Below are 22,612 nucleotides of genomic sequence, written 5' to 3'. Positions count from 1 at the left end.
ACAAAAGCACTGCCTGTCGCTGAATCGGGGCACCTGCGACACTGTGCACGTGTCCGACGAACCCGTGTCCACCGCCGAGATCACCCGAGCGCTGCGCAGCGTGCGCCCGGCGTCGTACCGGATCGAAGCCGCACCGAACGGCCCCGCACTGGCCCTGGTGATGAACGCCAGCCCCAGCGGCAGGCGCAACGCGGCCGACCGGATCGTGCGGCTGCTCGGCGAGCACGGTCTCGGCCTCGACGTGCCGGACCCGGTTGACGCGCTCACCGCCGAGACGGTTTCGTTCGCCGTCGTCCGGTTGCCATAGACGGCCAATCCGTGATCGGCTGTCCTCAATGGATGCGTAGTCCGGCGATGACGAGTTCGACCATGCGACGCGCGTCGTAGTGGGGGTTGTTGTCCGCGCCGATACAGAGATTGCCGATGCCGCGCAGCAGTTGGTAGGCATCCATGTCGGGGCGGATCTCGCCCGCTCGGGCAGCGGCGTCGAGCAGCTGGGTGCACGCGGGTAAGAGGTGGTCGAGGAAATAGGCGTGCAGTGTCTCGAATGCGGAATCGTCGGACTGCAGTGCCTCGGCGAGGCCGTGCTTGGTGATCACGAAGTCGACGAAGAGACTGATCCACTGCGCCAGAGCGGCGTGCGGTGTGCTGCTGTTAGCCAGCAACACCGGGGCCGCCTCAGCGCATGCCTCGACCTGATGCCGGTAGACGGCGACGATGAGATCGGCTCGCGTCGGGAAGTGGCGGTAGATCGTGCCAACACCGACGCCCGCCTTTGCGGCGATGTCGCGCACGGGCACATCGACGCCGGAAGTAACAAAAGCCGCGGCGGCCGCGTCCAGCAGCGCCTTTTCGTTGCGCCGGGCGTCGGCCCGCTTCCGTGGGGCAGGTGACCCTGACCCGCCGTCGGTGTCGACCACTGCGCCACTACCTCCCGCACCCTGCTTGGCAAACGGAACATTGTTCCGTATGTTGGTTAGCGGAACACGGTTCCGTTTGCTCAGGATGCCAGAACCGGCGGAGCAAAGCCAATCCACGCACCACACGGACTCCCTTCATCTCTCCAGGAGGAACAGCCATGCAGTACCGCACCTTGGGCCGCACCGGTGTGCAGGTCAGCACCCTCGTGCTCGGCGCGATGAACTTCGGCGGCTTGGGACGTACCACCCAGGACGAGGCCACCGCTATCGTCGATGCCGCTCTGGAGGGCGGGATCAACCTCATCGACACCGCCGACAGGTACAGCGACGGCGAATCGGAGGAGTTGGTCGGCAAAGCCATCGCAGGCCGTCGCGACGACATCGTGCTGGCCACGAAGGCGGGCATGCCCATGGGAACCGAGCGCAACCATCAGGGCAGCTCACGCCGCTGGCTGGTCACCGAGCTGGACAACAGCCTGCGCCGCCTCGGTGTCGATCATGTCGACCTCTACCAGATCCACCGGTGGGACCCGAGCACCAGCGACGAGGAGACCCTGTCGGCGTTGACCGACCTGCAGCGGGCGGGAAAGATCCGCTACTTCGGCTCCTCGACCTTTCCGGCCTACCGCATCGTGCAGGCTCAGTGGGCGGCCCGGGAGCATCACCTGAGCCGATACGTCACCGAGCAGCCCAGCTATTCGATCCTCCAGCGGGGGATCGAGACCCACGTCCTGCCAGTGACCGAGCAGTACGGAACGGGCGTGCTGGCGTGGAGCCCGTTGGCCTCGGGCTGGCTTTCGGGCGCGGTCCGCGAGGGCCGGGAAGTCAGCACCAACCGTTCGAAAATCCTGCCGGAGCGTTTCGACCTCACCATCCCCGCCAACCGGGCCAGGCTCGATGCCGTCGAACAGCTGGCCACGCTCGCCGACGAGGCCGGTCTGACCATGATCCAGCTGGCGCTCGGGTTCGTCACCGCGCATCCGGCCGTGACCAGCGCGATCATCGGCCCCCGCACGCCGGAGCACCTGCACTCGCAGCTCGCCGCCGCGGACACGGTGCTCTCCGCCGACGTGCTCGACGCGATCGACGCGATCGTCGCTCCCGGCGTCGACCTCGCCCCGCACGAAAAGCACGACACACCGCCCGCCCTGCTCGACCCGTCACTGCGGCGTCGCTGAGTTCATCGATTCCGGTATTCCGGCCCGGTTGATCAGCGGAAGTCCCTGGACTTGCTGCCGACGGCGCCCATTTCCAAGGGGCGCAACAGATCGGCCACCAGGCTGACCACACCCGTCGCGTTCTGCACCACCCCGCGCACGAGCAGGGCCGGGCTGTTGCGGGCGATGGCGCGCTGCCGCGTCCACAACCCCGGCGAGCACACGACGTTCACCATCCCGGTCTCGTCCTCCAGGTTGAGAAACGTGATTCCGCCGGCCGTCGCCGGGCGTTGCCGGTGGGTGACGGCCCCGCCGACCAGGACGCGCGTGCCGTCGGGGACGTCGGTCAGCGATGCGGTGGCGAGGGCGCCTGCGGCGTTCAACCGCTCGCGGAGGAACTGGATCGGGTAGCTGTCCGGGGAGATTCCGGTGGCCCAGACATCCGCCGCCGCGACCTCCAGTTTGGACATTCCGGGTAACGCAGGGGGTTGCTGGCCCGGCGTGCTGCCGGGCAGGTGTCCCTGGCGCTGCCTGGCGACGGCGCCCGCGGCCCAGAGCGCCTGGCGGCGGTCACCGCCGAATCCGGCCAGCGCCCCCGCGCTCGCCAGCGCCTCGAGTTGCGGTTCGCGCAGTGTGACCCGGCGGCCGAGGTCGGCGGTGTCGCTGTAGACCCCGCCCGCATTCCGTTCGGCGACAATCGCTTCCGCGAGTTTGTCACCGATTCCCCTGACCCCGGCGAGCCCGAGGCGCACGGCCTGCCCGCCGGTGCTGCCGGGTTCGGCTTCGAGATCGGCGTGCGCGAGGCTGACGTTGACATCCGGGCCCCGGACGAGCACGCCGTGCCGCCGTGCGTCGGCCACCAGTGACTGCGGAGAGTAGAAGCCCATCGGCTGAGCGCGCAGCAACGCCGCGCAGAACGCCGCGGGGTGGTAGTGCTTGAGGTGCGCGGAGGCGTAGACGAGCAGCGCGAAGGACATCGAGTGCGCCTCCGGAAAGCCGTATCCCGAAAAGGCGTGGATCTGGTGGAAGATGCGTTCGGCGAGTTCGCCGGTGACGCCGTTGGCCGCCGCGCCGTCGAAGAACCGCTCACGCAGCCGGTTCATCCTCGCGCTGGAGCGCTTGGCCCCCATCGCCCTGCGCAACTCGTCGGCCTCTGCCGCGCTGAACCCCGCGACGTCCACCGCCATCTGCATCACCTGTTCCTGGAACAGCGGGACGCCCAGCGTTCGGTCGAGTGCCCTGGCGAGCAGCGGGTGCTCGTGCTCCCACGGTTCCTCGCCGCTGCGTCTGCGGATGTAGGGATGCACCGACCCGCCCTGGATCGGACCCGGCCGGATCAGTGCGACCTCGACGACCAGGTCGTAGAACTCCCGCGGTTTCAACCGGGGCAGGGTCGCCAGTTGCGCGCGCGACTCCACCTGGAACACGCCGACCGCGTCGGCCCTGCACAACATGTCGTAGACGGCCTCGTCGGCCAGGTCGAGTTCGGCGAGGTCCACGGTGATGTTCTCGTGTTCGGCGATCAGGTCTGTCGCGTAGTGGATCGCGGAGAGCATGCCCAGCCCGAGCAGGTCGAACTTGACCAGCCCGACCGCCGCGCAGTCGTCCTTGTCCCACTGCAGCACCGTGCGCCCGGCCATCCTGGCCCACTCGACCGGCACCACCTCCGAAACAGGGCGGTCGCAGATGACCATCCCGCCCGAGTGGATACCGAGGTGGCGCGGCGCGTCCCCGATCCGGTTCGCGAGCTCTGCCACCTCGGCAGGGATCGGCTGTTCCTCGCCGGGACCGGCCTTGGCGACATGTCCCCACTGGTCGATCTGCCTGCTCCACGCGTCCTGCTGCCCCGGGGAGTACCCCAGCGCTTTTGCCATGTCCCGCACCGCCGACTTGGCGCGGTAGGTGATGACGTTGGCGACCTGCGCGGCGTGGTGGCGGCCGTGCTTGCCGTAGACGTACTGAATCGCCTCTTCCCTGCGGTCGGACTCGATGTCCACGTCGATGTCCGGTGGCCCGTCCCGTTCGGGCGCGAGAAAGCGTTCGAACAGCAGACCCCACCGCACCGGGTCGGCGTTGGTGATACCGAGTGCGTAGCAGACGGCGGAGTTGGCGGCGGATCCTCTGCCCTGGCAGAGGATGTCGTTGTCCCGGCAGAATCTGACGATGTCGGCGACGATCAGGAAGTAGCCGGGGAAGTTGAGCTGCTCGATCATCGCCAGCTCGTGCTCGAGCTGGCGATAGGCGGCCGGGTTCTCGGCTCGGGTGCCGTAGCGGGTCGCGGCGCCGGCCCAGGTCAGGGCCCGCAGGTGACTCACCTCCGTGCGGCCGTCGGGCACCGGGAACGGCGGCAGTTCCGGTGCGACGAGTCGCAGGTCGAAGGCGCACTCCACGCCGAACAGCGCGGCCCGCTGGACCGCCCCGGGGTACCGGGAGAACCGGGCGGCCATTTCCGTGCCGGATCGGACGAACGCCGCTGGTGCGGGCGGTAGCCAGCCGGCGAGCTCGTCGATGCTGCGCCTCGCCCGGACGGCGGCGACGGCCGCGGCGAGCCTGCCATCGGCGGGAACGGCGTAGTGCACGGCGTTGGACGCCACTGTCGGCAGATCGAGATCGGCCGCTATCCGGGCCAGCCAGTCGTTGCGGACCGAGTCCATGGGCATGCCGTGGTCGGTCAGCTCCACAGCCACGTGGTGCCTGCCGAACTTGTCGGCGAGACCGCGCAGTTCCGCTGCCGCCGCCGCAGGGCCGGACCTGGCCAGTGCCGCGCGGACCGCGCCCTTGCGGCAGCCGGTGAGGATGACGCTGTGCCCGCGCAGTTCCTCGACGATCTCGTCGTGGTCGTAGACCGGCCTGCCTTTTTCCTCACCACGGAGCTGGGCGTTGCTGATCACCCGGCACAGCCGCCGGTAACCCTCGAGTCCCCGCGCGAGCACCAGCAGGTGCGTCCCTGCCGGGTCGGCCGCGCCGTTCTGCGGTCCGGTCAGGCCGAGGCTCAGTTCGGCGCCATATCCCACCCGCATCCCGAGTTCCCGCGCCGCCTCGGCGAACCGGACCACGCCGTACATCCCGTCGTGGTCGGTCAGCGTGATGGCGTCCAGCCCCGCCCGCACGGCCTGTTCCACCAGCGCCTCGGGCGAACTCACGCCGTCTAGGAAACTGAAGTGCGAGTGGGCGTGCAGCTCCGCGTAGGGGACCCGGATCTCGAAGCCGCCGCTGTCGCGGGAAGGCCGCAGGTTCGCCGGTCCGGCGTAGCCCTCGCGCTTGCGGGTCCACGCCGGACTGTCCCCGCCGTCCCCCGTGGGTTCGGGGCCGCGACCGGACAGTGCTCGCTCCAGGTCACGCCACGGAAGCACAGGGTTGTTGAACGACATCGCACTTCTCTCCACATTGATCCTGCCGCCGTGGGGAAGCCAGCGTCGATGCTCCGAACATCTGTTCGAAGTATGTGTCCGCTGTGGTGGGTGGTCAACGCGGCGAAGCTCACCCTGACCCGCGCGGGTGAGGACAGGAAGGGAGGAGGTGGAGTGCCGTAGTTGCCGGAGCGCGGACAGTGAGATTTTCCCTCGCAAGTTGGCGCAGGCTTGGCCCTGGATCCACACTGGACATACTGCTTCCGCGTGAGGCGGTGAACACGGAGAGACATCAGAGAGGGCGTCAGCATGTCCCGTCCCCAGGATCAGCCGATGGCACCGCACGACGTCGCCCACTACACCGGTCGCGCGCCCGTGCAGGTCGTCGCGGCCGCGGTGGCCGTGATCTTCCTGCTGTTGGGATTGCTCGGATTCGTGCCCGGTGCCACCTCCGGATACGACTTGCTGGCCTTCGCCGGGCACGGGAGCGGGGCGATGCTGTTCGGCGTCTTCGCCGTGTCCGTACTGCACAACCTGGTGCACCTGGCGTTCGGGGTCGTGGGGCTGACGCTTGCCCGCGCCGCCACGGGCGCGCGGGCGTTCCTGCTCGGCGGCGGGCTGGCATACCTGGTGCTCGGCATCTACGGACTGATCGTGCGGCCCGGCTCGGCGGCGAACTTCCTGCCGGTCAACACCGCCGACAACTGGCTGCACCTCGGCCTCGCGGTCGGCATGCTCGCGCTCGGCGTGTTCTTCGGGCGCAGCACGAAGATGTGATGACGTCCGCTCGTCAGGGCTCGGCGGGCAGGCCGAGGGTGCCGGCCGCGTGGTCGAGCCAGGCGGCCAGAAAGCGCGGCGCTTCCAGATCGCCGGGAGTGTGCCCGATGAGGGTGTCGAGGATCGGGTAGTAGGTCAGCGAAGCGAGTAGCACCGCCGCGGTCGCTTCTGGGTCGGTGACGCTCGTCTGTCCCCGGTCACGCAGCGCCCTGATCCAGTCCGCGCAAACGCTGTACACGTGCGCGAGCACGCCCTGCCACATCTGCTCGAACAGCTGTGGGAAGCCGGAGAACTCGCGAATCATGATCCGAATCAGCTCGCGCTCCCGCTCCATCACCGACCAGACGACGTCCGCGAGCAGCCGGAGCGCTTCGCGTGGATCCTCCGGAAGTTCGGCGACGGCGTCGGCGTGCCTGCTCGCCATCGTCTCCAGGTTCCGTTTGACCGCGTGTTCGAGCAGCGCCTGTTTGGAAGGGAAGTGCTTGTAGAGCGCGCCGGAACCGGGCGAGAGGCCGCACGCCACCTGGATGTCCACCACGGAGGTCGCGTCGTAACCGCGCGTCGAGAAGAGCCGGACGGCCTCGTCGAGGATGCGTTCCCTGGTCACTCCGGGAGTGGTTCTCGCCATAGTAAGAGAGTACTCTCTTACTATGGTTCAAGTACGCGTGGAGCAGACAGTGCGTTGCTCACCGGACGAGTTCCTGGCCCTGGTGCTGAACCCGCGGCGCTACGCCGAGGTGGACGACAAGCTGGGCCGAATCGACTGGGTGCGACGCGAAGGCAACGTCACCGAGTTCAAGTTCCGCTCCCGGCTGCCGGGACTGCCAGGACCGATGCCCAAGGTCGTCTCCCGGATGCGGCTCACGCCCGGCGAGCGAGTCGACGTGGAGTACGCGCCGTCGCCGCACAACCGGCTCTCCCGCAGGCTGTCCACGTTCGCCGCGAGTTTCGTGTGCAGGCCGGTCAGCGATGGGACGCGCGTGACTCGGACGATCGAGTTCGGTTTCCTTCCGATCGTCGGCCTGCCGGTGGAGCTGATCCTCCGGCGGACGCTGCGATCCGATGTCGAGCGGGAGATCCGGGGCGCGAAGGAACTTCTGGAACGCACGGAGCACTCGGGCTAGCTGCGGACGCCGGGGGCGTCTGCGCCCGGCGACGCCGGGACGGACGGGTTAGCGTCGCCTGGTGAGCAGCCTGCAGACCTCGGCGTTGATCGCCTTCCTGGCCGGCGGTGTCCTCGCCGTGTTTCTCGTCGTGCCGTATGTGGCGTGGAGCTACCGGAGGCGTGGTGAACTCGGGATCGGGCACGCCGTGCTCGCAGGCGCGTTCCTCGTCTACCTCATGGCGCTGTGGACCTACACGCTCGTCCCGGTACCCGACACGACAGCGCAGTGGTGCGCGCAGCACGCCACGAGCACACCGCAGTTGCGGCCGTTGCAGTTCGTCACGGACATCCGCAGGGAGCAGCGGGGTACCGGCGTCGCGGCGCTGCTGCACAACCCGGCGTTGCAGCAGTTCGTGTTCAACGTCGCGCTGTTCGTGCCGCTCGGTATGTTCGGCAGGCATCTGCTGCGACGCGGTGTGCCGACCGTGCTCGCGCTGGGTGTACTGGCATCACTGCTGATCGAGCTGACCCAGTTCACCGCCGTGTGGGGGCTGTTCCGTTGTCCTTATCGGATCTTCGACGTGGACGACCTGCTGGCGAACGGCGTCGGCACCGCGGTCGGCGTGGTCATGGCACCTGTCCTGCGACTGCTACCGGCACAGGCGGTGTCCGAGGAGCCCGAAGAACCGCGACCGGTCACCGCGTGGCGGCGGTTGCTGGGGATGATGCTCGACCTGCTGTCCGTCGCCCTGCTCGGCTGGACCGCGCAGGTGGTCATCAGGACGATCGGGATCTACGGCTACGGCAAGCCGTTCGACTGGAACGCCAGCCCCGCGATCGGCACCCTGCTGCCCGCGGTCCTGTTGCTGCTGCTGGTGCCGCTGTTCGGCGACGGCGGCACGTTCGGGCAGCGGGTCGTGCTGCTCGCGCCGGTGGATCCAGGCGGAAGCAAACCTTCCGTCCTGCGCATCCTCGTGCGGTTCCTGACCGGGACCGGTGGGTTCTTCGTCCTGGTGTTCCTCGACGCGACTGCCGCCGGCGCCGTTCTGGCTGTGGTCAGCGTGGTGCTGGTCTGGCGTACCGGCGACCACCGCGGATTGAGCGGCCTGGTCACCGGCACCCGCTTCGTCGACGTCAGAGCAGGCGCCCGCGCCCGGGTGTCTTCATGATCACGTTGCCGTAGGGCGGCGCGTCAGTAGTCCGGACTGTCGGTGCCCTCCGAGAGACTGATGCCTCCGCACGGATCTGGGGCTCGGAGGCAAACAGCAGATGATGGGTCGAACGCACGCGCTGACCGGCTGGTGCGCGGGACTGGCGGTCGCGCCGCTGACCGGGGTGGACTCGATCCCGCAGGCGGTGGTGTTCGCGTCGACCACGGCGGGCTTCGCCCTGCTGCCCGACCTCGACCATCCCGGCGCCCGTGCGTCGAAACTGCTCGGCCCGCTCACCGGGGGTGTGTCCTGGCTGCTGCGCAAGGCATCCGGCGCCCTCTACTCGGTCACGAAGGGGCCGAGGGACGAGAACGGCAAGGGCACCCACCGGCACCTCTCCCACACGGTGCTGTTCGCGCTCGCGCTCGGCGCTCTCACCGCGGCGGGGACAGCCGCGGGCGGGCCGTGGGCGGTGGCCGGAGTGGTACTGCTCGGGCTCCTGCTCGCCGAGGACGCACTCGGTGACTGGCTGCTGCCGGTCGGTGGCGCTGCCGTGGTCTGGTGGGTGTACGAGGCGGGTCCCAATCCGCTCGCCCAGCTGGACGCGGTGTCGGGCTATCTCGGGATCGCCGTCGCGGTCGGCTGCATCACCCACTGTCTCGGTGACGCGCTGACGGAGTCCGGCTGTCCCTTTCTCTTCCCCGTGCCCATCGCGGGGGAGACGTGGTACGAGATCCGCCCGCCGAGCTTCCTGCGGTTCCGCACCGGCAAGGGAGTCGAGAACGCCGTGATCTTCCCTGTCTTCACGGTGCTGGCCTTCGCGCTGTTCCCGGGAGCGTGGGAGTTGGCCGTGGACCTCGTCGACCGGGTGTTCGCCGACCCGGCAGTGACCACCGCGGAGCCCTGAGGGATGGCGAGATGGTGATGATCCACAGCCTGGTTGGCAGGATTCAGTTGCGTGGCCGTCTTTTGAGTCGCTTTACTCAAGCAGGCAGGTTGGATGGGGTCCAAGTGGATCCCCGACCAAGGCGAGGGAATTTTCGGCACGTGCGGCTAGAACCAGTGGGCTCACGCCGTTGATCAGCTGGGCGTGGACAAGACGGTCCAAGCCAGCGCCGATCAACGGCGCAGCCGTTCTTAAGGCCGACTCGAGAGCCACCGCTGCGGTGTTTCCACCGTGAACCACGATATTGCGTTGCCGGTACAGACGTCGAAAGACGCCTCGGATAATGGTGCTGACGTCGCCTAGTTGTCTGTATGGATCGACGAGAACTGCTTCCATGCGTTTTGAAGCAGCCTTCTCGTGCGGTGTGGTCAGTCGCAATGGAATGTGCTCTACTAGCGCGTCAGCAATTACCCTGCTGCGTTCCATGTTGCTGTTACATGCTACTAGGCGTCGGCTGACGTCATCAGGAACAGATGGTTTGTGACGATAGGACAATGCAGTGAGTTCTGCTCGTGGCCAGGAGCATGCGACGATTGCTGCAAGGCGGTCGGCAACCACCGCTCGCCCCTCTTCGACATCCATCTGGTCGCCAGGGTGGTACAGCAGGGATTCAATCGCGGCCCAGGCGCCTGCGGCCGCCGTGGACACCGAGCCAGTGTTGAGGGGCGCCGCCAATTCTAGTGCCTCATCGAGCCGGTCGTTCCGGTCTACCGAGTACATCGTCTTCTCACTTACCAGGGACAGAACACTGACTCCGCGATCAGGTGGCGAGAGTGGTAGTGAGCCCGGCTGGCCAGCAATCCAAACCCGTCCGACGGCCGTGAGCTGTTTTTTCGCTCGCCGAGCATATGAGCGGCGGGCGTCCAGGCGACGAACCAGAGCGCCGGCTGCCCTTGCTGCAGCCACTGCATCCTTGACGGTGAATTGATAGACGAAGGCGCCGTTGTGTCGTGGCGGATCAGCTACATTTTGCTCCGCAAACCACGCGGCAGTCTGGCGAGGTGAGAGCCACTCGGGTAGGTGCGAGGCCAACGACTCATGGTCGGGAACAGACATGAAGGGCACGATTACTTCGAAGGTCTGATCTCGTTGTTCTGCCAGCTGACAGGCACCTGCGAGCAGGTCGACCAACGTTGCGTCGGCGTTCATGCTGAGCTTGCGAGCCCACCCGTGTAGGCGTCCTGTGCTGTGGCCACAATCGAGCAAGTAGGTAGCGAGCGCGCGTGCGAGGCGTTCTGGCGAGGGAGGGTTTGCCGAATCGACGCTGTCAGCCCATCTGGATAAGTAACCCTGCTTGATTGATGGCAAGAGCTCTATCAATCGACGACGCTCCCGGCTGTCAGACAGGAGTTTCGACCGCAGCAGACCGGTCAGTTCCTTCCGCAGCTTCGTGTGGCCCAGGCCGCGGTCAGGTCCAAGTTGGCGCTCGAGTTCGTGCATGTACCAGGATGCAGCCCCCGACGACAGCACCCTCATTCGCGTCCAGTCGCCGCACTCCGCGGCCTCTTCCAGAGCAAGAACGCTGCTGACCTCCCAGAGACGGCGTGGCCAGGGGGTGGTGTCATGGAAAAAGTCGAGGAGCCGCGCCAGTACGTGGCTCGCGTATGGGTCGTTGGATAAGCTTGCCGAAGACAAAGATGAGGGTTGTGTCACGAGGTGCTATCCTTGTAGAGCGCTAGGCGCAGAGTCTTAGGTACGGGGAGCCGCCCATTGGGCCGCTCCCCGCCTTTGTGTCGCCACATTACTACTCTTGGTGACAGCTTGTTTCTCTGCGTGAGTGTTCGCCGACCCGGCCGTGACCGACCACCGCGGAGCCCTGAGGCAAATCAGCTGCGCTCGGCGGGGCCGGATCGCGAGGATGGCGAGATGGTGATCCACAACCTGGCCAACCGGCCCGACCTGCTTGAACCGGCATTGGCACTGGGCGACATCGGCGCCGAGTTCATGCAGCACGACCCGATCGGCGATCTGACCAGGGCCCGGCGCCTCGCCCGGCGCTGGCCGGAGTTCTTCCTCGTTGTGCTCGACGAAGGTGAGCCCGTCGCCAGGGCCGTCGGCATCCCGCTGGCCTTTCCGGCGGAGGACAGGACCGAACTGCCGGAGCACGGGTGGGACGGGGCGATCCTCTGGGCCGTCCAGGATGCACTGGACGGACGGGCGCCGACCGCGCTCTGCGCACTGGACGTGCAGGTGGCGCGGGCTCGCCGTGGTCAGGGCGTGGCCGCCGCGGCGCTCACCGCGCTGCGCGAGTGCGCACGGGAGCAGGGGCTGAGCCGACTCGTCGTACCGGTGCGGCCGACGGGAAAGCGGGATCATCCACGGGTGCCGATGGCCGAGTACCTCACCTGGCGCCGTGCGGACGGCCTGCCCGGGGATCCCTGGCTGCGCACTCACGAACGGCTCGGCGCGCGACTGGTGAAGATCGCGCCCTTCGCGATGACCATCACCGGAACGCTGGCCCAGTGGCGGGACTGGACCGGCTTGGCCCTCGCCGACGGCGAGAACGAGGTGGACGGCGGCCTCGTTCCGGTACTGGCATCCACCGCGCAGGACGTCGGCGTCTACGTCGAGCCGAACGTCTGGCTGGAACACCCGCTCTGATGACGATGGCCGGGCCGCGCTGCGAGTGCGCGACCCGGCCATCGGTCATGAGTCAACGAGTCAGCGAGCGGGGTCGACCTCGAACTGCTTGGCGAGGTCGTCCAGCATCGCGTGCGCGCCCTGCAGACTCACCGAGGTGAACCAGGTGGTGTCGTTCACACTGGCGATCTCGCCCTCAAGCGTGCCCCAGAGCGGGTTGCTCTCGAACTGCGCGCGGGGGTCCTCCTCCTCGGTACGGGGATCGGCGTAGGTGGAGACGAAAACGTGGTCCGCGTCCAGCTGGGTGATGTTCTCCTGGCTGAGGTCGGCCGCGATCGAGTCCTGCGGGTTCGGCTGTCCCTCGGGGCGCTTCAGTCCGGCGTCGTTCAAGACGATGCCGGGGTAGGACGCGCTGCTGTAGAGCCGCACCGTCGGCTCGCCCTCCACGAAACGGACCAGCGACACCGTCGCGTCGCGGCCGAGCTTCTCGCGGACGCTGTCGCCGATCTCCTTGGCCCTGGCCTCGTACTCGCCGATCTTCTGCTCGGCCAGTTCTTCCTTGCCCAGCGCCTTCGCCAGCAGCCGGATGTTGTCCTTCCAGGTGGCGCCCGTGGTCTCGCTGAAGACCGTCGGGGCGACCCCGGTCAGCTCGTTGTAGATCTGCTCGTGGCGGACCTTGGCGGAGACGATCAGATCCGGCTGGATGTCGTACAACTGCTCGACGTCGGGTGAGCCCAGCTCGCCGATCACCTTGGCGTCCGCGGCGAACTGCTTGTCGCTGTCCGGCAGGTAGTCGGGCAACTGCTCGCCCGAAACCGGGAACTGAGTGAAGGCGACGACCTTCGTCTCCAGTGCCAGCGCGGCGTCGACGTAGCTGGAGTCCAGCGCGGCGACGGTTTGCGGCTCGGCCTCGATGGTGGTCTCGCCCATCGCGTGCTCGATGGGGCGGGGGAAGGCGCCTTCGCCGGCCGGTGCCTGCTCGGCAGGCTCCTCGGTCCCGCCGCAGGCGGTGAGCGCGAAGCAGGCCGCCATGGCTGCTGCGACGCCGGTCCGCCACATGCGGCGCGGGCGTGTCGAACTGGGCATGGCATTCCTCCGGATAACCCGTTTGGTTAGGCTTGGCTAACGGACCCTAGATCCTCGGGTTCGTTAACACAATCCGTACATAGCGGATGTCACCTTCTGCCCAGAAACACCTGCTCAGGGTGTGGATGGCTGAGGAAGTCATGGTGTGAGATCTCCCAGCCATAGGCCCCCGCGTACTGGAAGACCAGCACGTCGCCCGCCCGGATCCGTGGTGCCACCACCGCTCTGGCGAGGACGTCCTTGGGTGTGCACAGCTCGCCGGTCACGGTTACCGGTTCACCGGACGACTCCGGCCGCGGCGCGTCGTACCGCCACCGCTCGACGGGCTGGACGACGAACGGGTGACTGTGCTGCCAGGACACGGGCAGTCGGAAGTGGTGTGTGCCGCCGCGCACGAGCGCGAACGCCGAACCGTGGTTGTGCTTGATGTCGAGGACTTCTGCCGCATAACTGCCGCATCCGGCGACCAGGAACCGGCCGCATTCGAAGTCGATCTCCCGCCAGTGCCCGGGAAAGGTCCGCTTGGCGAGGTCGCGCAGCCCGCTGGTGAAACCGGGCCAGTCGAATTGCGCGCTCAGATCGCCGTAGTTGACGCCGATCCCGCCACCCATGTTCACGACCTCGCAGCGCAGCCCGAACTCCCGTTCCCAGCCGATGACCCGGTCCCGGTAGAGCGCAAGCATTTCCAGATGCGCGGTGGCCGAGAGGTTGTTCGACAGCGAGTGCAGGTGAAACCCCGTCAGCCGGACGCCGGGGAGGTCCTGCGCAGCACGGATCGCCTCGGGCAGTGCCGACTCGTCGATTCCGAACTGGGTGGGCACTCCTGCCATCGCGATGGTCGCGGCCGGAAACGGTCCCGCGAGGTTCACTCGCAGCAGTACGTCGGCACGGCTACCCAGGCGGGTGGCGACCGCAGAGACCCGGTGCAGCTCCAGCACGCTCTCCACGTGCAGCCGGAGTACCCCCGCGCGCAGCGCTTCGGCGATCTCGCTGTCGGTCTTCGCGGGCCCTCCGAACAGCACCGGCACGTCCGGGTCCGCCTCCCGTGCCTTCGCCAGTTCGCCGCCCGACGCGACCTCGAATCCGGCGACCAGCGGGGCCAGTGTGCGCAGCAAGGGCGCCGCGCTGTTGGCCTTCATCGCGTAGAACATCCGGCACCGCTCGGGAAGTTCGCCAACCAGCGCGCCGACGTGCGCCGCCAGCGCGTCGAGGTCGTAGGCATAGAGACATACAGGTTCGGACCGCGTCGCGCGTTCGGCGACCAGCGCGGTGATCCTGTCCGCTGCCATCACGGGCCCGCGAGGGGATTCGGCACCGAGTGCAGCCGGAGTTCGGTGTCCGGCAACAGCCGCCTGGTGGTGAGCCGCTCCACCGCGATGGTCGGTTTGGCCAGGTCGAACAGGGTGAACCTGCCGGTCAGTTCGGGAAAGGCTTCCTGATAGGCCGCGACCCTGGCCCGAACCACCTTCCAGAACTCGCGCTCGGCCAGCCCGTAGGTGTCCGCGAGGAAGATCGACAGTTCGCCGAGGTTGATGAAGAAGAACGCGTCCAGGAGGAAGTCCGTCACCAGATCAAGATCGTCGGTCTCCACAAAGGAGTTCCGGTTCCCGTGGTGTGCCGGTGTCCCGGCGAGTTCCGGGCAACGATCCGGCTCGGCGAGATGTGCACGGGAGAATCGCACCCCGTCGTGGAAGTCGCGCAGCACCACCCGCTCCGGAACTCCTCCCCGGTGCAGGAGAACCATGTTCTGCGCGTGCGACTCCAGCGCGATGCCGTGCCTGCACAGCAGGTGCAGCAGCGGAACGACACTGACCTCGACCAGCCTGTCGAGCCAGCCGATCACTCCCTGCTTGCGCACCCAGTGCTCGATCATCGGGGTTCCGTCGAGTTCGCGCGCGGTCAGTCCGGTGAACGGCACGGCATTCTCGCCCGGTTCGACATGTGGATACAGGCTCTCGCGCCAGATGCACGACAGGACCCCGTAGGTGTCCTCCCGAAGCAACCCACCTGGCTGGTCCGGGACGACAGCGCTGCCCTGCACCTCGCCGAGCAGGACCACCCTGCAGTCGTCGCGCAGGAACGGGTCCGATTCGACCACGTCCCGCAGCCAGTCGGAGATCGGCGCGGCGTTGCGCACGGTGTGTGGGGCCAGCACCCTGCTGGTGGACGTGTTCACGATGGACAGTGCGAGTTTGAGGTAGGGGCGATGTGGTGTCGTGACGCAGGCCATGGTCCGGATGGACTGCTGCGGCAGGAACTCGTCCGGATCGGGGCCGAGCAGGTGCAGCGAACCCTGCCGGAGTGGTTCGGCGAACGCGGTCGCCACCTGCTCCCGCCACTGCCAGGGATGCACCGGTACCAACGTGAAGTCGGCGGGTTCCGCCCCCGCCTCGCGAAGGATGTCCAGGAAGTGCTCGGTCTTCGTGGCACCGAGTTGTCCGCGAACGAAGTCCTGTCCGGACAGTGTCGAGGACGTGCTCACCTCACTGATTTCGTTGTGCGCCGCGATCCACAATGGATGTACCGGGTGAGCGAACTCGGGACCGTAGGCGTAGTTGTCCGCGGCGTCGAAACCCATCCGCGATTTGAACGTCGGGTGATACCGGTGTCCGTCGGTGATGCGGCCTTCCAGTTCGTCGTAGCTCGCGTCCGCCAGTCGACCACCTCGCCGGACGCGTACGTACTGTGCTGCCGCGTCCTTGACCAGCGTCTCCTCGAGTTCCCTCGCGAACCTGGTCAGCAGTTCCGGATCCGCGTCCAGCGCCGCCCGTGCCTCACCGAGAAACCCGCTCAGTGACTCGGCTTCCGCGATGCCGCCCGAGTCCGTTCGTAGGACCGGCCCGGTCACGGCGACCCGGCCGAAGCCGAACCGGCGGCGCGCGGTGACGACGTAGCGCACCGGCTCTCCCTCGTCGCTCACCGCCGCCACGACCGACCGGCCATCGTCGTTCTCGTGTGCCCGCACCGCGTTCTCGTAGAGCAGTGACTCCAGCAACTGACGGAACACCCTGCGCCGTACCTCGGGAAAGCCCGGCGCTCGTAGCGCCCGCTGCACCAGATCCGGTTCCATCTGCCTCACCTGATCACTCCTCACGCAGCGGATTGGGTACATCGACGTACAGCGGCCGCTCACCGCGCCCGCTGAACCGGCTCAGCAGGTTCGCCTTTGCCGGAAGAGTTGCCGCGCCGAGCAACTCGCCCCCGTAGTCGCCTGCGGCTCCGCAGGCCGCGACCTCCGCACGGGCCACTCGCCACAGTGGCTTCTCCCCGATTCCGGTGTGCCTGCCGAGTATCCGGACCACGTGTCCGAGCTGGTTGGTGATCGCGTGATATCGCAGCCGTAGCCACGCCTCGGCATCGTCGTAGCAGACGGGGCTGTCTCGAACCGGTGCGCTGTCGCCCGCCCTGGCCGGTATCCGGTCCCTGCTCACGCTGACACCTTCGAGATCACGCACCCAGAATCGCACCGGCCAGCCGTCCTCGGTACACAGCAGGGAGTTCTGCACGTGTGCCTCGAAACTGACGCCGTCGGCGGCAAAGACGCCCAGCAGGGGCAGCAAAGAGATCCGCAGGTAGTGCCGCAGCCACTCCACGACGTCCCCCGCCTCCCAAGCGCAACGGACCAACTCCGGTGGTTCGCCCCTGGAACCCTCTTCCAGAAGTGCCGCGAGCACCCTGGGCGACTGGCCGTTGGAGTGGAACGGGTTGTCCCGGTACAGCACGCCGAACTCGGCCGAAAGATCGGCACTCGTCGTGTCCGGATCGATCGTCCTGAAGCCACTTTCCAGCAGTACCTCGAAACCGGCGCAGGACCAGCCCGGCAGCAGTCGCGCGATGAGCGCGGAGGCGTCACCGGCCCGCCGCAGGTGCTCGACCGGGTTGGTGCGGAAGAAGTTGGTGATGCGCACGTGCAGAGGGAGCTTCCACGAGGTCGGGAACGCGGGTGCGCACACCGTTCGCACCGACGACGTGGGATACACCGCTGGGCCGAGCGGCCCCAGCGGCACCAGCCCGCCCTGACGCACCAGCTCTCGCACCGCGGGCTGCGCGAGCAGGTACCGAACCTGCCACGGGTGCGCCGGAAGCGGTACGAAACCGTCGGGCACGTGCCCCCGAACCTCGTCGGGCACCCAGCTGGTGTCCGTGATTCTCCGCTGTAGCACCAGTTCCCCGGCAAGCGCCAGCTGGTGCGGAATGAACGAGGCGCCGAGTTCCGGGCTGTAGCGGCCGAGGTCGGTTTCGTCGAATCCCTCGGCACTCTTCGGTGTCGGGTGAAACGGGTGTCCAGTCAGGACGTGCTGCTCGGCGTACCTGGTCGACACCTTCTCATCCGGCGCGGGCTGCGGCGCGCTCGCCGCCCCGGCCAGGTAGCGGGCCGTGTGCGAGACGCTGCCCTGCACCTGTTCGGCGAGTTCTTTCCTCCGCGCTTCGGCGTCGCTCAACCCCGACCTCGCGGCGACCTCGGACAGCAGCGCGTCGAGGAAGTCCGCGTTTCCTACTGGGCCGGTCACCCCGTTGTCGTCACGAAGCAGCATGTCGTCCGCGAACTGGTGCCCGCCGGACGCGGAAAGGTAACGCACCCGTACCAGCAGGACGCGGTTCGTCGCGGGCAGCGGGATGTGCAGTTCACCTTCGACAGGCACGTCCAGTCCCGTTTCACGCAGGAAGGCGTTCAGCAGCCGCTCGCGTGCTCCGCGCCAGGCCGCCTCGGCGTGACACGGATCCACGGTCTCCATTGATCCGTCCACTATGGCCTCCGCAGTGGATTCGGCACCGAACCGGTGCCGGCGGGCATGCTCACTCCGGACGACGGGCCACTGCGCAACAGTGGACCGAGCACCTGCCTGCTCGGCCAACGAGTTTCCTCGAGCAGTTGCCGCCGCAGGACAGTTGACACGTGCGCGGGAAGGTCGAGTGTGTCAAGTGCGCTGATCGTCGCCGTCCGGATGCTGTCCCACAGCGTGTCCTCGGCGATGCCGTACTGCCTGCCGATCGCGTCGGCGATGGCGTACAGGTTGACCTGAACGCCGAGTGTCTGCAGGTAGCCGACCAGCCGTTGCGCCGTTTCGAGCGACAATGACTGCGGTGCGCCGGGGCGGACCCGGTATCCGGGGTTCGCGACGCCTGCTGCCGTCAGCCACTCCGGGTACAGCCGGACGGTGTCGTGATCCCGCAGAACCAGCCGTTCCGGCCTGCCTTCTCGCACGGTCAGCACGACGTTCTGCCCGTGTGGTTCGGGAAGTACCCCATAGCGGAGAAAGCCCAGCATGCTCGCGAGGAAGAGTTCCGCCAACTCGGTGAAGAAATCGAGCGGACGCCGTCCACAGAGGATTACCGGGCCGAACACCCGCCATTCGTGTGCCGCGAGCGCCGCCATCGGGAGAGCGATCGTTTCCGGGTCGTCGAGCACGCCACCCGGGTACTCCCGCACCTGTGCGGCCAGTTGCCCCGGCCGATCGGCGAACTCGTCCTCGGCCGTCGCCTGCCAGCCGACCCAGGTGCGCTCGTCACAGACCAGCACTCTGGCGCGTAGTCCGGGATCGCGGTCGAGCAGGGTCCGCAGCAACCGTTCACCGCGCTCGCCGTTGTCCAGGTAGCGGGGCGGTAGTAGCCGCGCGGCGCCGAGGGTGGCGATTCCGAGCGGAAGTTTCAGGTGCCGAGCCGATTCCGGTGCGGTCGTGATCGTGCGCAACGATGCCGTCGGATGCCCCTGCCCGATGCCTTTGCCCAGCACCCGCACGGTACCTGCCGTGAACTCGTCGACGAATTCCCGGGGGAGCACGTGCTCGAACTGCCAGGGGTGTACCGGCAAGACGGTGAACTCGTCCGACGGAAGGCCGCTTTTCCGGAGTACGTCGGCAAGTTGTCCGGCATCCTGTTCGTCCAGCAGCAGTTCGGCGATTCGCCTGCTGTCTTCCCCCGAACCGTGGCGCAGCATCTCGGTGCGGACGGCGACCCAGGTCAGCGCCAGCGGCGATGGACGCATGGGGCCGTAGGCGGCGAGTTCGGACGCGGTCCACCCGCTGGCCGCCCGGGCGGTGGGGTGAAAGGGGCGGTTTCGGGTCGCGGCGAGGCGTTCACCCGCAAGCAGACTCCCGGACCGAGGAAGCAGGTCGTGCCGAGCGTGCAGTGTCACCCGCGCGTGTTCCACGGCTGTGTGCAGATCAGCCGCGACCAGGTCGGTGTGCGCGGAGTCCGAGGCCAGCAGACGTAGCAGCTCGTCCGGCGTCAGTTCGGTTTCATCGTGGCGTACCGGGCCTTGGCTGTAGCGGTACTCCTGCAGGCGTCCCCCTGGACGCACCTGGACCTCGACACCCGCTGCCCGGTACCGCCACTGGCCTGGGCCGGCCGGTTCGACCTCGCCGTCGGCGAAGCCGAACAGGTTCTCCTGAAAAAGGGTGTCGACCAGGTCGCGCATGACCTCCTCGGTGGGCAGGTCCATTTAGTACAGATCCAGCCAGGTGCCGATCTCCCGCTCACGGGCCCTGCGATGGATCTCGGCCGCGCAGGCGATGTCCTCCACGGCCATCCCCATCGGGTTGAGCAGGATGATCTCGTCGGCGTTTTCCCTGCCCGGCCGATTGCCCGCGATGACGTCACCGAGTTCGGCGTGCAGCCGCTCCCTGGAGAAGGTGCCCGCGAGGACCAGCTGGTTGATGATCTTCTTTTCCCTGTTGCTCTGCTCCCAGTCGTCGACGACGACCTTGTCCGCGTTGAGGAACACGTCCTTGTGCACGTCCATGATCGAGACGTTGGCGAGGAAGGTGCCGCGACTGAGCCAGGAGAAGGGAATGTAGGGCCGGTCGGCGAGGGTGCACGGCATGACGACCTCACCCGCGCGCACGGCTTCCTCTGCAGACTCCGCGATCGCGACCTTGAGGCCGGGCCGTTCCTCGCTGATGCGGTCCGCCAGCGCCTGCGCCGCTTCCGGTGCGGTGTCGAAGATGTGCGCGGTGGTGATGTTCGGGTAACACCGGGTGAGCGCCCTGAGTTGGGTGCTGCCGATCACCCCGCAACCGATCAGCGCGACGTCGGTGAAGCCGGGTCTCGCGAAGTACTCGGCGGCGAGACAGGTGACCGCGGCGGTCCGCCATGCGCTGATCAGGCTGCCTTCCAGCAGTGCGATGGGGTAATTGCTGTCCGGGTCGTTGAGCACGATCACGGCGCTGGCCCGCTCTAGTCCCCGCGTGGTCGGGTTGTCGTGTTTGCTGCCGATCCACTTCACGCCGGAGATACCGGGTTCGCCGACGTGTGCGGGCATGGCGATGATGCGGTCGGCGATATGCCCCTGCTTGCCGTTCGCGCGCAGGTACGGCTTGAGTGGCTGGACGGTTCGTCCCCGCGTGTGGGCGACGAGGGCGGTGCGCAGGGCGGTGACGTAGAGCTCGGGGTCGGTGCCGCCGGCCGCCACGACGTCCCGGCGGTTGAGGTAGAGCATGCGCGGGGAAGCGGTGCCGGTGTCCGGGGCGGCGGCATGGGTCGAGGTCACGAACTACTCCTGTCGGTGTCGGTGGTGGTAGTGGTGTCGGTCTCGGTGCGACGGACGCGGGCCTGCTCCAGCCATTCGTCGTCGTAGACCAGGTCCAGGTAGCGGTCGCCGCGATCGGGGAAGATCGCCACGATGCGGCAGGGTTTGGGCAGCGTCGGCAGGCGGCGGGCGATCGCGGCGACGACCGAGCCACTGGAACCGCCCGCGAAGATCCCCTCGGCGGACAGCAACTCCCGGCAACCGAGGGCGGCGTCGACGTCGTCGACGTGTACGACCTCGTCGATCTCGGCAGGGCAGCAGAGTTCCGGCACGCGGCTCGAGCCGATGCCGGGGATCTCGCGGTGCCCTGGCGGGCCGCCGAAGATCACGGAGCCGACGGCGTCCACGGCGACGACGTGCAGTCCGGGGAAGTGTTCGCGGAGCCGACGTGCGCACCCGAGCACGCTGCCGGTGGTGCTCACCGGCGCGAACAGGTAGCCGGGGGGCAGGGCGAGCTGGGTGACCAGTTCGGCGCCGGTCCCGTGGTAGTACGCCTCCCAGTTACGGTCGTTGGCGTACTGGTTGATCCAGATGGTTTCCGGCTGTTCGGCGAGGAGATCCTGTACCCGTCGGATGCGGGTGCCGAGGTAGCCGCCCGCGGTGTCCAGCTTGTCGACAATCTCGAGGGTGACGCCCAGCCTGCGCAGAATCGCGAGGTTGACAGTAGTGGTCTTCGGATCCACCACGCAGGTGAACTCGAGGCCGTGTACGCGGGCCGCCATGGCGAGGGCGATACCGAAGTTGCCGGAACTGCTCTCGATCAGCCTGCTGCCCGGCGGGATCGTGCCGTCGCGCAGGCCGCTCTCCACGATGTAGCGCGCCGACCGGTCTTTCATGCTGCCGCCGGGATTCATCAGCTCCAGCTTCGCGACCACCTCGACGTCCGGCGCGGGAAACAGCCTGCGCAGCGCGACGACGGGCGTGTTGCCGACACAGTCGAGGATGGATTCGCGCACGGAGCTGGCCACGGCGGCAGCGACAGTCACAGTTCTCCTCGGCTAGGCGGAGATGCGAGGTAAGTCTTACCTTAGTCCCGAGGTGACCGTGAATGAGGGGGTCGACACGAACAGTTACTGACCGGTTGGTGGAGGCGGGGTGGTCGGGTGGTGTGGTGTTGGCCGGTGGGTGTGGTGATGGTGAGGGTGTTGTCGGCGGGGTTGACGGTGTAGTTCCAGCCGGGTTGGTCTTTGAGGCGGTGGTGTGTTTTGCAGAGGCTGATGAGGCGTTTTTCGGTGGTGGTGCCGTGCTTGTGCCAGTCGAGGCTGTGGTCGAGTTCGCAGGACTGTGACGGCCGGTAGCAGCCCGATGCTCGGCATTCGCGGTCGCGGATGCGGACGAATTCGTCCAGCGGTGCGGGGGGTCGGTAGCGGGTGCGGCCGAGGTCGATCGGGTGCCCGGTGATGGTGTCGGTGAGGATGCGGCGCCATACGGTGTTGGGTCCGGTGGCGATCTGCCGGGCCAGCCAGGCGGGGATGTAGCCGTGCCCGGTCATCTCGGCAGGCTCGTCGTCCAGCCCGAGGAGGGTGGTGGCGGCGACGTAGACGAACACCTCCGCCCGCACAGCCCCCGACCCGGTGCCGTCACGCAGGCACATCTTCCCGAACAAGTCGGCGCGGAGTTGGTCGAGGGTGTCGGTGGCTCCGGCGTGGCGGAGCCGTCGGGCTTCGCGGTCGATGCGGGTGTAGATCGAGGTGGCTGTTTCGGCGGGCAGGTCGGCGATCAGGGTGGCCATGCCCTCGCCCTGCGGCACCAACTGCACGGACCGTTCCGCCCGCCGCCGCGCCACCCGCTTGGCGTAGCCGTCGGGAACGACCTGGGCGACGACATGGTGCGCCGCCCGCCGCAACCGCGTCGGGTCCTTGCCCGCCAACCGCTGCGACAACCGCTCATCGGCAAGCCGCGCGAGATCATCGGACAAACATCCGGTGACGTCGGCGATCTTGGAGGCCTTGTACCCGTCCACTACCCCGGCCCGCATCGCGGCCAGGGTGTGCGGCAGTCGGGTCGTCAAC

At 67.6% G+C, this 22,612-nt stretch carries 19 protein-coding genes; 7 read left to right on the top strand and 12 right to left on the bottom strand.

The window, feature by feature from the left end; genetic code table 11:
- Positions 1–49: 49 nt before the first annotated feature.
- The gene (locus BM199_RS08830) at positions 50–307 is read left to right on the top strand and encodes a hypothetical protein (RefSeq protein WP_143101801.1); all 258 of its coding nucleotides are present in this window, start codon (positions 50–52) and stop codon (positions 305–307) included.
- 25 nt (positions 308–332) lie between these two features.
- Here the strand turns inward: BM199_RS08830 and BM199_RS08825 are convergent, their stop codons facing one another.
- Positions 333–920, bottom strand: a complete 588-nt coding sequence (locus BM199_RS08825) for a TetR/AcrR family transcriptional regulator (RefSeq protein ID WP_091671885.1) — start codon at positions 918–920, stop codon at positions 333–335.
- Between the two features lie 158 nt (positions 921–1,078).
- Between BM199_RS08825 and BM199_RS08820 the strand changes: the two genes are divergently transcribed.
- On the top strand, positions 1,079–2,098 hold the full coding sequence (locus tag BM199_RS08820; RefSeq protein WP_091671884.1) for an aldo/keto reductase: 1,020 nt from the start codon (positions 1,079–1,081) through the stop codon (positions 2,096–2,098).
- Between the two features lie 32 nt (positions 2,099–2,130).
- On the opposite strand, the gene BM199_RS08815 is transcribed toward BM199_RS08820, so the two are convergent.
- Positions 2,131–5,448 (bottom strand): error-prone DNA polymerase, encoded by a 3,318-nt coding sequence (locus BM199_RS08815; protein ID WP_091671882.1) that lies wholly within the window; start codon positions 5,446–5,448, stop codon positions 2,131–2,133.
- 312 nt (positions 5,449–5,760) lie between these two features.
- Between BM199_RS08815 and BM199_RS08810 the strand changes: the two genes are divergently transcribed.
- Entirely contained in the window at positions 5,761–6,204 is a 444-nt protein-coding gene (locus BM199_RS08810) for a DUF4383 domain-containing protein (protein ID WP_091671881.1), read from the top strand.
- 13 nt (positions 6,205–6,217) lie between these two features.
- Here BM199_RS08810 and BM199_RS08805 read toward each other — a convergent pair whose 3' ends face one another.
- Positions 6,218–6,832 carry a TetR/AcrR family transcriptional regulator gene (locus tag BM199_RS08805; protein ID WP_091671879.1) on the bottom strand — a complete coding sequence of 205 codons (615 nt, stop codon included), beginning with the start codon at positions 6,830–6,832 and terminating at the stop codon, positions 6,218–6,220.
- A gap of 22 nt (positions 6,833–6,854) precedes the next feature.
- Between BM199_RS08805 and BM199_RS08800 the strand changes: the two genes are divergently transcribed.
- The 3 genes from BM199_RS08800 to BM199_RS08790 all read left to right on the top strand — a co-directional run bounded on the left by BM199_RS08800 (position 6,855) and on the right by BM199_RS08790 (position 9,367).
- Complete coding sequence (locus tag BM199_RS08800) at positions 6,855–7,328, top strand: SRPBCC family protein (RefSeq protein ID WP_091671878.1); 474 nt, start codon at positions 6,855–6,857, stop codon at positions 7,326–7,328.
- A 61-nt stretch (positions 7,329–7,389) separates the two neighbouring features.
- On the top strand, positions 7,390–8,478 hold the full coding sequence (locus BM199_RS08795; RefSeq protein WP_091671876.1) for a VanZ family protein: 1,089 nt from the start codon (positions 7,390–7,392) through the stop codon (positions 8,476–8,478).
- Positions 8,479–8,578: 100 nt separating this feature from the next.
- The gene (locus BM199_RS08790) at positions 8,579–9,367 is read left to right on the top strand and encodes a metal-dependent hydrolase (protein WP_091671875.1); all 789 of its coding nucleotides are present in this window, start codon (positions 8,579–8,581) and stop codon (positions 9,365–9,367) included.
- Between the two features lie 72 nt (positions 9,368–9,439).
- On the opposite strand, the gene BM199_RS33235 is transcribed toward BM199_RS08790, so the two are convergent.
- Positions 9,440–11,059: an integrase gene (locus tag BM199_RS33235; RefSeq protein ID WP_143101800.1), complete on the bottom strand. Its 1,620-nt coding sequence runs from the start codon at positions 11,057–11,059 to the stop codon at positions 9,440–9,442.
- A gap of 213 nt (positions 11,060–11,272) precedes the next feature.
- On the opposite strand from BM199_RS33235, the gene BM199_RS08785 reads away from it, so the two are divergent.
- Positions 11,273–12,007 carry a GNAT family N-acetyltransferase gene (locus BM199_RS08785; RefSeq protein WP_091671873.1) on the top strand — a complete coding sequence of 245 codons (735 nt, stop codon included), beginning with the start codon at positions 11,273–11,275 and terminating at the stop codon, positions 12,005–12,007.
- Between the two features lie 60 nt (positions 12,008–12,067).
- On the opposite strand, the gene BM199_RS08780 is transcribed toward BM199_RS08785, so the two are convergent.
- The 8 genes from BM199_RS08780 to BM199_RS08745 all read right to left on the bottom strand — a co-directional run.
- Positions 12,068–13,072 carry an ABC transporter substrate-binding protein gene (locus BM199_RS08780; RefSeq protein ID WP_425425507.1) on the bottom strand — a complete coding sequence of 335 codons (1,005 nt, stop codon included), beginning with the start codon at positions 13,070–13,072 and terminating at the stop codon, positions 12,068–12,070.
- 89 nt (positions 13,073–13,161) lie between these two features.
- Positions 13,162–14,361 carry a type III PLP-dependent enzyme gene (locus BM199_RS08775; RefSeq protein WP_091671871.1) on the bottom strand — a complete coding sequence of 400 codons (1,200 nt, stop codon included), beginning with the start codon at positions 14,359–14,361 and terminating at the stop codon, positions 13,162–13,164.
- Positions 14,361–16,142 carry an IucA/IucC family protein gene (locus BM199_RS08770; RefSeq protein ID WP_091672123.1) on the bottom strand — a complete coding sequence of 594 codons (1,782 nt, stop codon included), beginning with the start codon at positions 16,140–16,142 and terminating at the stop codon, positions 14,361–14,363. The genes BM199_RS08775 and BM199_RS08770 overlap by 1 nt, the downstream gene beginning before the upstream one ends.
- A gap of 13 nt (positions 16,143–16,155) precedes the next feature.
- Positions 16,156–17,820: an IucA/IucC family protein gene (locus BM199_RS08765; protein ID WP_091671870.1), complete on the bottom strand. Its 1,665-nt coding sequence runs from the start codon at positions 17,818–17,820 to the stop codon at positions 16,156–16,158.
- Positions 17,820–19,514: an IucA/IucC family protein gene (locus BM199_RS08760; RefSeq protein ID WP_091671868.1), complete on the bottom strand. Its 1,695-nt coding sequence runs from the start codon at positions 19,512–19,514 to the stop codon at positions 17,820–17,822. Before BM199_RS08760 ends, BM199_RS08765 begins: the two co-directional genes overlap by 1 nt.
- Positions 19,515–20,561: a 2,3-diaminopropionate biosynthesis protein SbnB gene (sbnB, locus tag BM199_RS08755; RefSeq protein WP_281245680.1), complete on the bottom strand. Its 1,047-nt coding sequence runs from the start codon at positions 20,559–20,561 to the stop codon at positions 19,515–19,517. It abuts the gene before it with no gap.
- On the bottom strand, positions 20,558–21,586 hold the full coding sequence (gene sbnA / locus BM199_RS08750; protein ID WP_091671866.1) for a 2,3-diaminopropionate biosynthesis protein SbnA: 1,029 nt from the start codon (positions 21,584–21,586) through the stop codon (positions 20,558–20,560). The genes sbnB and sbnA overlap by 4 nt, the downstream gene beginning before the upstream one ends.
- Positions 21,587–21,627: 41 nt before the next feature.
- On the bottom strand, positions 21,628–22,612 hold a 985-nt coding region (locus tag BM199_RS08745; protein ID WP_091671864.1), incomplete at its 5' end, for an HNH endonuclease.

This window comes from Amycolatopsis marina, from assembly GCF_900111885.1.
Lineage (GTDB): Bacteria > Actinomycetota > Actinomycetes > Mycobacteriales > Pseudonocardiaceae > Amycolatopsis > Amycolatopsis marina.
The sequence above is the reverse complement of the archived record's forward strand: the minus strand, read 5'-3'. Positions and strand labels throughout refer to the sequence as shown.

Coding starts and splice junctions, on each gene's coding strand:
- BM199_RS08800 (WP_091671878.1), top strand. CDS start 6,855: ATGGTTCAAGTACGCGTGGAGCAGACAGTGCGTTGCTCACCGGACGAG.
- BM199_RS08760 (WP_091671868.1), bottom strand. CDS start 19,514: ATGGACCTGCCCACCGAGGAGGTCATGCGCGACCTGGTCGACACCCTT.
- BM199_RS08785 (WP_091671873.1), top strand. CDS start 11,273: ATGGTGATCCACAACCTGGCCAACCGGCCCGACCTGCTTGAACCGGCA.
- BM199_RS08780 (WP_425425507.1), bottom strand. CDS start 13,072: ATGCCCAGTTCGACACGCCCGCGCCGCATGTGGCGGACCGGCGTCGCA.
- BM199_RS08805 (WP_091671879.1), bottom strand. CDS start 6,832: ATGGCGAGAACCACTCCCGGAGTGACCAGGGAACGCATCCTCGACGAG.
- BM199_RS08820 (WP_091671884.1), top strand. CDS start 1,079: ATGCAGTACCGCACCTTGGGCCGCACCGGTGTGCAGGTCAGCACCCTC.
- BM199_RS08790 (WP_091671875.1), top strand. CDS start 8,579: ATGATGGGTCGAACGCACGCGCTGACCGGCTGGTGCGCGGGACTGGCG.
- BM199_RS08810 (WP_091671881.1), top strand. CDS start 5,761: ATGGCACCGCACGACGTCGCCCACTACACCGGTCGCGCGCCCGTGCAG.
- BM199_RS08770 (WP_091672123.1), bottom strand. CDS start 16,142: ATGGAACCGGATCTGGTGCAGCGGGCGCTACGAGCGCCGGGCTTTCCC.
- BM199_RS08815 (WP_091671882.1), bottom strand. CDS start 5,448: ATGTCGTTCAACAACCCTGTGCTTCCGTGGCGTGACCTGGAGCGAGCA.
- BM199_RS08775 (WP_091671871.1), bottom strand. CDS start 14,361: ATGGCAGCGGACAGGATCACCGCGCTGGTCGCCGAACGCGCGACGCGG.